Source organism: Fodinibius sp., from assembly GCF_041642155.1.
Classification (GTDB): domain Bacteria; phylum Bacteroidota; class Rhodothermia; order Balneolales; family Balneolaceae; genus Fodinibius.
In genome coordinates, this window is record NZ_JBEPWZ010000107.1 from 1 (window position 1) to 9,435 (window position 9,435).

At 46.6% G+C, this 9,435-nt stretch carries 7 protein-coding genes; 4 read left to right on the forward strand and 3 right to left on the reverse strand.

Going from position 1 to position 9,435, the window contains the following annotated elements; translation table 11 throughout:
- Positions 1-138 precede the first annotated feature (138 nt).
- Both ACESLU_RS07985 and ACESLU_RS07990 read right to left on the reverse strand, forming a co-directional pair.
- A complete protein-coding gene (locus ACESLU_RS07985) occupies positions 139-1,926 on the reverse strand; it encodes a CRTAC1 family protein (RefSeq protein WP_372637598.1) in 1,788 nt (595 codons plus the stop codon).
- Between the two features lie 12 nt (positions 1,927-1,938).
- Entirely contained in the window at positions 1,939-3,804 is a 1,866-nt protein-coding gene (locus ACESLU_RS07990; RefSeq protein ID WP_372637601.1) for a multiheme c-type cytochrome, read from the reverse strand.
- A 504-nt stretch (positions 3,805-4,308) separates the two neighbouring features.
- On the opposite strand from ACESLU_RS07990, the gene ACESLU_RS07995 reads away from it, so the two are divergent.
- Positions 4,309-5,703: a tryptophanase gene (locus ACESLU_RS07995; RefSeq protein ID WP_372637604.1), complete on the forward strand. Its 1,395-nt coding sequence runs from the start codon at positions 4,309-4,311 to the stop codon at positions 5,701-5,703.
- A 117-nt stretch (positions 5,704-5,820) separates the two neighbouring features.
- Here the strand turns inward: ACESLU_RS07995 and ACESLU_RS08000 are convergent, their stop codons facing one another.
- Positions 5,821-6,858 (reverse strand): COX15/CtaA family protein, encoded by a 1,038-nt coding sequence (locus tag ACESLU_RS08000; protein WP_372637606.1) that lies wholly within the window; start codon positions 6,856-6,858, stop codon positions 5,821-5,823.
- A gap of 549 nt (positions 6,859-7,407) precedes the next feature.
- Between ACESLU_RS08000 and ACESLU_RS08005 the strand changes: the two genes are divergently transcribed.
- The 3 genes from ACESLU_RS08005 to ACESLU_RS08015 all read left to right on the forward strand — a co-directional run.
- Entirely contained in the window at positions 7,408-7,791 is a 384-nt protein-coding gene (locus tag ACESLU_RS08005; protein ID WP_372637609.1) for a hypothetical protein, read from the forward strand.
- A 175-nt stretch (positions 7,792-7,966) separates the two neighbouring features.
- On the forward strand, positions 7,967-9,256 hold the full coding sequence (locus ACESLU_RS08010) for a TolC family protein (protein ID WP_372637615.1): 1,290 nt from the start codon (positions 7,967-7,969) through the stop codon (positions 9,254-9,256).
- Positions 9,253-9,435 (forward strand): hypothetical protein (locus ACESLU_RS08015; RefSeq protein ID WP_372637612.1); only part of this gene is annotated, 183 nt, incomplete at its 3' end. The genes ACESLU_RS08010 and ACESLU_RS08015, both read left to right, overlap by 4 nt.

The window sequence follows — 9,435 nt, forward strand, 5'->3', positions numbered from 1 at the left end:
CTTTTTGTAACTCTCCCTGTGATATATACTTCCAAATACCAACGGAGAAATACAAAAGTACCAACAAAGAAAAGGATAATATATGGGACTTTTTGATCATCGCCTGATATAATAATGGGTTAACATTCTGAGCAACAATTAGTTTAGAACTCGTAACTCTGCATCTCCCTCCCGGATATGCAGCCGCTGGTTTGAGTTCACATTTGTAAATACCTGCTCTTCTCCGCTCGGCCACCGGATAAAAAGGGTATCGGCCTTACCCGCTTTTCCAAGTCCAAATTGCTGTATCAGCGTATTTTGTGAGAGATAGGAAGGCTGCATTCCAACCTGTCTTATTTGCACCTCATCATCCACCGTAAGTCTTATCTTTGTTCCAATGGCAGATTTATTACTTTCCGTGCCTTCCAATCGCAGTTGCAGCCATCGGTTTTCACTTGGAGTCTGGTTTTCCAGTAAAACAGCGGGGGCATTATGATTCACGATAAAAAGATCCTGAAGTCCATCGTTATTGTAATCACCGTAGGCGCCCCCGCGCCCCACCCATCCTGCCCGGAAGTACTCTCCCGCCTGACCGGATATATCATAGAAGCCCTCTTCATTATTACGGTTCCAGAATATCCGATCTTTCATGGGTATTATCTCCCGGGGGGTGCCCGTTTTCTGCATCGTGTGCCCGTTAACTGTGAAAAGATCCTCTCTTCCGTCGTTTTCCAGATCCACAAACGAAGTAGCCCAGCCTACATAATCGGTGGATGCCTGTCCCATCCCCAATCGGTCGGCTTCGTCACGAAATTCGAGTGTCCCCCTTGAATCGGTTGTATTGTTATAAAAGGCATTTTCTTCGGCAACCCAGTGCGTAATGAATAAATCATAATCCTGATCGCCATTCCAGTCGCCAATCGCGATCCCCATTGATCCCCTGTAATCGGCAACTTTGGCCTGGTAGCTGATATTTATAAAAGTGCCGTCTCCCAAATTTTGATAAAGCATATTGTCTGTTACGTCATTCGCCACATACAGGTCCGGCAAATTATTATTGGTCAAGTCCACCCACGCCACCGCCAGGCTTTTGCCCTCCGGGTTAGCTACGCCGGCTTCTTCGGAGACTTCGGAAAAAGTTCCGTCACCGTTATTCTTGTATAACAAATTAGGGGCGGGATCAAAGACCGACGGATTAATCGAAGGCGGTTCCTGCAGGGCTCGAATTTCTTCCTCATCCGGAATCTCAAAATAGGATACATACCCGCCGATATAGAGATCAACGAAGCCGTCTCCATTATAATCGGCCCAGGCCGCACCCGACCAAAACCCCTTTTTGTCCGTAAGCCCGGCTTCGGCCGATACTTCTGTGAATGTACTATTCCCATTATTGTTGAAGAGCCTGTTTTGACCGTATGTGGTAACCAGGCAATCAATATATCCATCATTATCATAATCGGCCCAGGCGGTACCCATGCCATATACTGGAATTTTCAAGCCTGCCTGTTCTGTTACATCCGTAAAAGAATCGTCACCATTATTTTGATATAGTACAGGAGTTGCCGGTGAATTATTGAATGCTTCATTCTCCATATCTGTCGGTCCGGCAAAATTCACCACGAACAGATCTTCATATCCGTCATTATTAAAATCAATCCACGCTACACCGGATCCCATATCTTCTGTTATTCGTGAGCCACGCTCTTTATAAAAATGGTTGAACTCAATTCCTTTTTGTTCCGTAACATTATCAAAACGAATTTGTGGAACGTCTTCTGGAATTTCCCTATCCAGTCGTGCCGTTCGTCCTTCTATCTCGTCACCGGGAATATATTTTGTGGTGTCCTGCTGCTGCCAAATAAAGAAAGCCGCAAGGATAGAAACAACTGCTATAGGTAGGGAAGTACCGAGTATTCTTCTTTTACGCCGGCTTAATTTGGAAAACATGATGCTCTTTTTTTATCGAGATACTTTTACATGATGCGTATCGCTGGAAACGGTGGTTACGGGAGCCGTTTCATCATCTATTTCTGTAAATACTTCGTTCATCAAAAACTGGTTGAATTTTCGATACTGCAGCTTTGCTGTGATATAAATGTCTGTAGTATTTTCTTCCGTTATATCGATAGCATACCGGGCATAATCGGTTTTCCCGGGATATAGAGCCCGGCTGTATCGTACGCCTACAAGCTCCCAAAGATTGTGTCGGTCAATTAAATTTCCATATTGATCGACCGGTTCCGCTTTAAATATAAAACTACCGGACTCAATAACATGATCTTCATCCAGTGTACCTGATGAAAATAATATATTGCCATCCTGGTCTTCAGCTGTTATTTCTATCCATGACTGCATCATATCCAACGGACCTGTTGGGAATTCATGGCCCGCTTTTTTATTGGTAATGATCACATCCATTTTCAGTTCTTTTCCCAGCTGAATGCTATCGGGACTTATAACAGAGATGGGAATAGCCTCGCCCTTAACCCACTGGTCCTGTATTTCCGGAATTTCATAATCTCCCCGAAGCCATTTCTCAATCAGCTCTACATGTTTATCGGCATTTGGTAAATCCAGTAGTTTGGGCACATATTGATTTCCACCCAAAAATCGATGACTTCGGTGTTTTTTATCATCAGCGGTCCTGTTAAGATCGTGGACATCCCCACGCGCCGGATCCTCTGAAGCTGTCAGCGGCATGTGGCAATCTCTGCATTCCAGTGTGGCAAATGGGTTCTCCTCATCATTCCAGTGACTCTTCCGCCATTGATCATATTGATTCTGTAACTGAACCCACCCCACATTATTAATATCTTCGTCTATATATTGTTTGTGACAGGAACCACAATACTCAGACGTTTTGTAAAATGTCCGGCTGTAACTATCTACATGTTTTTCCGGGTAGGCCCTTATCAGGAAATCGCTAATAAGCTTAGCCATTTTTCCATCCTTAAGTTCAAATATATACCGCTCAGGCGAAGCAATGGCGTAATCTGCATTGCCTTGAACATCGGCTTCGGTCATGGAATGACAGGATACGCAGGATATTCCCTCATCAAGTCCGATATTATTAGTCAGTTTATCGGAAAAGAGATTCGCAGAACCGGCAAATAATCCAATGGGATCGTGACAACCAGCGCAATACCGGCTGGCCACTGCTCCCTTTTGTTTGCCCATATTCTCCTGAATTTTCCTGAAAAAGGGGTCCGAAGCAGCATAGCGATGAGCACTGGCCTCCCATTCTTCCTTTATTTCTGAATGGCAACCTGATGTACCGCACGATTCAGATCCTCCCAGGAGTTCTGCTTCAATAAGCTCTCCGCTTTCTGTCCGGGCAAGGCTCGGCGCAAAAGGACTCTTGAGCCCTTCATGGTACGGATAGTCATCGGGCACTGTAACCGAATCGGAATGGGAAGATGAGTAGGCAAACATCAGTACTCCCACTACCGCAAACTGATAGAACAGGAAATAAACACTGTTAAAACTATATTTCTTTTGACCTGCCTTCCTTGCTTGGATCGTTTCGCTTTTATTTACCGCTTTTGAATCCCGTATGATGATCAACCCCACGTGAGGTATAACCGAAGCGACGAGTACAAAGGCAGAGGTCAAATGTATTTTTTTCCAAACATCTGTGATACTTGATGTGAATATTGCTTCGTACGTCAAAAACGAACCCGATATGATGGCTACTGTTGTAGCGGCCATCGCTACATATCCCATAATTACGAATTCGTTAACAGGACGGTCTTTATATTCCAGCCAATGCTGGTATTGATACCACAGGTAGGGAAACAGGAACAATAATCCAACTATGGTATGCATGAGTACCATTAACTGGTTGGTTACGCTGAAAGGCAACAGGTAAATGGAAAGACCTGTTATAATCTCAAATAATAGAAAGCCGGAAACGGTATAAAGAAGCGGCCGGGCCCATCTGTTTTGTTTTGATGTCATTGACAGTCACTAAAACCTGATGTTATATCTAAAGAGTAATATTAAGATAAAATACTCTTTTATACTAAAAAATTTCCAATATCGCTTGAAAAAGCTTTTGAAAACCGTGGTACCTCACTGCTGTCCACAACCGGGGTACCAGCGCCCGCTGCCATGGTTCCTGAGAAGCTATTAGCGCTATCTCTTGCAGCAGACCCTGAACGAGGTTCAAGGTGAGACGGTTTTGCAAAGGCACATAAAAAATCATGCTGATTATGACTGGGCAAATTTCTTGTACATTATTGAACAGTAACCTTATTTTCCGAACGGATGAACACAAGGTAGAACATTACCATCAAAATGATAGCCGCCCCATAAAAGGATAACTATTCTATGAAGCTAAAAGAATTTGAATCCGATACGATTATTGAACCCTTCCGCATCCGGTCGGTTGAGCCGGTCCGGTTTACCTCTATGGAAGAGCGGGAGCGGCTGCTTAAGGAGGCCGGGTACAACCCCTTCCTGCTCAAAGCGGATGATGTCCTTATTGACCTGCTCACGGACAGCGGCACGGGCGCTATGTCTTCCAAACAGTGGGCGGGCATGATCGCCAGCGATGAATCCTACGCCGGTTCATCCTCCTTTTACAAACTGGAATCGGCCGTACGGGACATAACCGGATTCAAGCACCTCATCCCCACGCACCAGGGACGGGCCGCCGAAAATATATTTTTTACCACTATTGCCCGGGAAGGGGACGTCATTCCCAGCAATACGCACTTCGATACGACCCGGGCTCACGTGGAACACGCCGGCGCCGAAGCGCGGGATCTGGTGATAGCTGAAGGCCGTCAATCCGAAAGCCGGCATCCGTTTAAGGGAAATATGGACCTGGAAAAACTGGAGAGAACCATTCAAGAGGCAGGAGCCGACAATATTCCCGTGATTATGATTACGGTAACCAATAATTCGGGAGGCGGTCAGCCGGTAAGCATGGACAACATCAGGTCGGTTTCTGAGATAGCCCGGAAACATGACATTCCTTTTTTCATTGATGCCTGCCGGTTTGCCGAAAACGCCTGGTTTATCAAAACGCGCGAAGAAGGGTTCTCCGGGGAAAAGCCTGTCGATATCGCGCGCAAAATGTTTAGTTACGCCGACGGATGTACCATGAGTGCCAAAAAGGACGGGATGGCCAATATAGGGGGATTCCTGGCACTGAACAGCGATGAACTGGCCTCGGAGTGCCGGAACCTGGAGATTCTGACCGAGGGATTTCCCACCTATGGGGGGATGGCGGGATATGATATGGAAGCCGTGGCACAGGGACTCTATGAGGCACTCGACAGCGACTACCTGCGTTACCGCATCCGCTCCATTGCCTACCTGGGCGACAAGCTTTCCGGTGCGGGAATTCCGATTGTGCAACCCACCGGGGGACACGCAGTCTACCTGGACGCCAAAAAGATTTTGCCTCATATTCCGCCCGAGCGATATCCCGCCTGGTCGTTCAACAATGCGCTTTACCTGCTGGGAGGTGTACGCGGGGTGGAAATCGGAACCGTTATGTTCGGGCGACAGCCCGACGGGAGCGAAAAGCCGGCCGCCATGGAGCTGGTCCGCCTGGCTTTCCCCCGCAGGGTTTATACCCAAAGCCATGTCGATTATCTGGCCGAGGTAATTATATCGGCTTTCAGGCAGCGCGAGCAGCTCGGGGGATATAAAATAGTGTCTGGTCCTGCGGTGTTGCGGCACTTTTCGGCCCGGCTTGAACCCATTGACAAGTAGAAACACGGGCCGGCTGGCATGACGGGTTCACCCGGCCGTATTTTTAAAATAATGATTTACGGGTTAAGCGCATGCAGTATTCAGGGATATAGGCCCTGGCCAAAGAAAAGAACAGTATCAGGCTTTAATCCATTTTGTTTTCAGATCATGATGGTACCAGATCCAGAAAAACAGCACCATCAGCGCCCCGGCCTGGTGGATAACTCCTGCTATAATCTCCACATGGGTTATCACCGTTAAAATGCCAAGCACGTACTGCGTCAAAACCATACCGAGCAGCATTCGGGCTTTTTGTTCGATTATTGGACTGAGATCAGCTTTGCGATGTTTCCACCAAAAGATGGCTGTGGCTACGGCAAGTAGCGTTCCCAGAATTCGGTGCACCCACTGAACGGTACCGGGATTTTCGACCAGATTTAACACCGCCGGTTTCAGAGCCCACGCGCCCCGGGGAAGCCAGTCTCCATTCATGGTTGGAAAGGTATTGTATATATACCCCGCATCAAGTCCCGCCGTAAATGCCCCCCAAACCACCTGTGCAATAAAAAGAACAAGCAGTGCCAGGGACCACCGTTTCAGGGCAGCCAGTTCGTTGCTTTTTCCCGGGGGACCTGAATCATAAAGATCCAGGGCGTACCAGATACAAAACCCAAACAGGATCATAGCCAGCGACAGGTGAAGAGCCAGGCGGTAATGACTTACATAGGGCACGTCAACCAAACCGCTTTTAACCATAATCCAGCCCATCGCCCCCTGCAGCGCACCTAAAGCGAACAAAATCCACGCCCGGCGCAGCATGGTGGAATCGAAATAACCGCGCACCCAGAAGAATATAAAGGGAACAAGAAAAACGATCCCGATAATACGTCCCAGCAACCGGTGGATATACTCCCAGAAAAAAATCTGCTTGAATTCGCTCAGAGACATCCCCGCGTTAATCTGCTGATACTGCGGAAACTCCTTATACCGCTCAAAGACAGACATCCATTCAGCTTCGCTCATCGGGGGCCATGCGCCCATTATCAGACTCCAGTCTGACATGGAGAGACCGGAACCCGTCAATCGCGTAATTCCGCCTACCACAACCATGATAAAGATTAAAACAGCACCGGTCCATAACCATCGGCGGACGTTTTTTTGTTGGTTAAGCGACATATTATTCTGTTTTAAAAAATGATGGACTTCCTTCTTTCCATTCAGGCAGTAATAAAAGCGCATGACAAGATCAGTGTCAAGTCTGCAAGTTAAGCGGCAGTATTTACTTTATTTGCGCTTTATTTTTTGTATTCCATTTTAGAAATATCAACCTGTTTCGGTACTAACATCGGGTGCCAAACAATAAATACTAATTTCACTGTATGTGCAGAGATAAGGGGAGTATCCACTTACCGGACAGTTGGCATTGACCGGAGGCTTGTTTGGGTCATGATTTTGCCCGATATCCTGTCAAGCAGCTTTTGAACACAGTTTTTAACTCCATCCGGGCCTGTGGTGCAGCCGGGTATTTATGCATGCCGGCGCCAAACAGCAAATTGTCTCCTGCCTGCGGTATGGTTTGGCCTTTCCCAAGATTACAACACCAGGCCTTATGGCTTTCTGGTGCTGCTTTGAACAGCTGGTGCTAAATATAACATATTTAAGAGTATCTTATATTAAAATATTGTATGTTAGGATTCCAGTCCAAATAAAACCAGGATTGTCCCAATGCATAAGAAAAAATTGTTCCTCCTCATTCAGCAGGCAAGCGCTGTTACCGCTGTAGCTTTTGGGGTAGTGACTGTTTTCGTGGGCGGACAAACACTGATGGGCTATTCAGATCCGGGGTATACGGTGTTCCTGCCGCTCCTCATTTTTAACACATTGATGGGACTCGTTTATGCCGGCGCGGGTTATGTGATTTGGCGGGATCTCCATTCGGGCTTATCCGCCGCAAAAACAGTATTGCTACTTAGTTTGGCAGCTTTTGTATTCATTGTGATTCTTTACCAGACAGGCGGAAATATTGCAGTCGAAAGTATAAAAGCGATGTCGTTCAGAACGGCGATCTGGCTTATACTTTGGGGCGGCTTGCGGTGGATAACGGATTGATAGTGCTCTTATACTCGCTCAAGCGGCAGGTGTGATCCTTCCTTGAATCCGAACGTTTGAACAATCAGGTGTTTTGCTATTGATACAGAAAAAAATTCAACGTATATTGTGAGTGAACGCTCACTAACAAGCTGTAACAATGAAACCAGCACGCCTTTTTATTCTCTGTTGTTTGATGACTTTTGGATTTGCCCTCACGGCACCAGCTCAAGACAATCCAACCTCATTATCCGAGGCAATTGATCGGTCGTTGGAACATGCTACAAATTCCCGAATCGCCGAAGCAGATAAAGAGGCTGCCGAAGCCGCAGGGGGGCTTTTATCTTCAGATTACCTTCCAAATATAAACAGCAGCCTGACGTATACGCGGTCACAATATCCCCAGATTGTGACTCCCATTCGGGAACAGGGCATCTTTCCTCCCCTCGACGATCAGCTATATGAAGCCAATATTCAGGCCGACTGGGAGATCTTTGATTTCGGAGAAAGCCGCGCTATGCGTCAGAAAACAAAAGTATTGGCCGATGCGGCAAACATACAATATGAATTGGCCAAAATGGAAACAATTGAAGCAGCCGCTTCGGCTTTTATTCAGCTGCAGCAACTCAGGGAGCTCAAAATCGTGCAGGAAGAACGAATTGAAGCCCTGAATACAAATAAAAAACAATTGGAATCCCTCCATCGCGAAGGACGTGTAGCTAAAGTAGACCTGCTAAAGATGGAGGATGCTATTGTTGAAGCCGAAACGGCTATCATTGCTACACACAATAATATTGATGAAGTACTGGAAAAACTTTCAGATGATTTGGGAATGGAGCAAAAATTGTCACAGGAAGACATTTCCTCACTTGCTTTCAAAAATGACTACCGGTTCAGTCCAAATCAGATCCCTGAAGAAAGTGTCCCTTCCGTTTCAGCAGCCCACAGGCAGAAACAGGCGGCTGATTTTGAAGCCAAAGCCTCATACCGCGCTTTTTTGCCTCAGCTCAACCTATTCGCCGCTGAACTGTTACGGGCAGGGGGAGATCTGGAGATCGATGATCAATGGATGGTAGGCATTCGTCTCAGTATACCGCTGGTTGCCGGGAAAAAAATAGTCAACAGGCAGGTCAAAAGGAAAGAAGCCAAATCACAGAAAATTATGCTCGAACAAACCCGTCAGCAATACCGTCAGCAGTTGAATAAGCTGACCAACGCCCAGTATGAAGCACAGAAACGAATTCAATCAATCCAAACACGTATAGAATATCTTGAAGAAACGTATCGCGTTGAGAACTTATCTTATCACAAAGGGCGAGCCACATTAACCGATCTGCTGACAACCGAATCAAAATTAAACAGCGTACGCGCGGAACTGCTTGCCATGCGCGCGCAGCTCAGAATGCTGAATCTCAATATTGCAGTGTTAACAGGACAACTAAATAAAGAAATGGCGATAAAACTGGCCGGGGGTAAACAGTTATGAAGATGTACAAAAAAGACATTCTAACCATTTTTGCGATAGCCCTGGTGGGAGCCGTCACAGCCTTGTGGCTTACCAGCAGCAGTACTTCAGCAACCGAACAAGAAGAGAATGCGCTGCAGCAAGAGTCCGCTGTTGCGGTGGAAGTTTCCCGTCCATTCGTAAAAACGCTCGCCACCAAT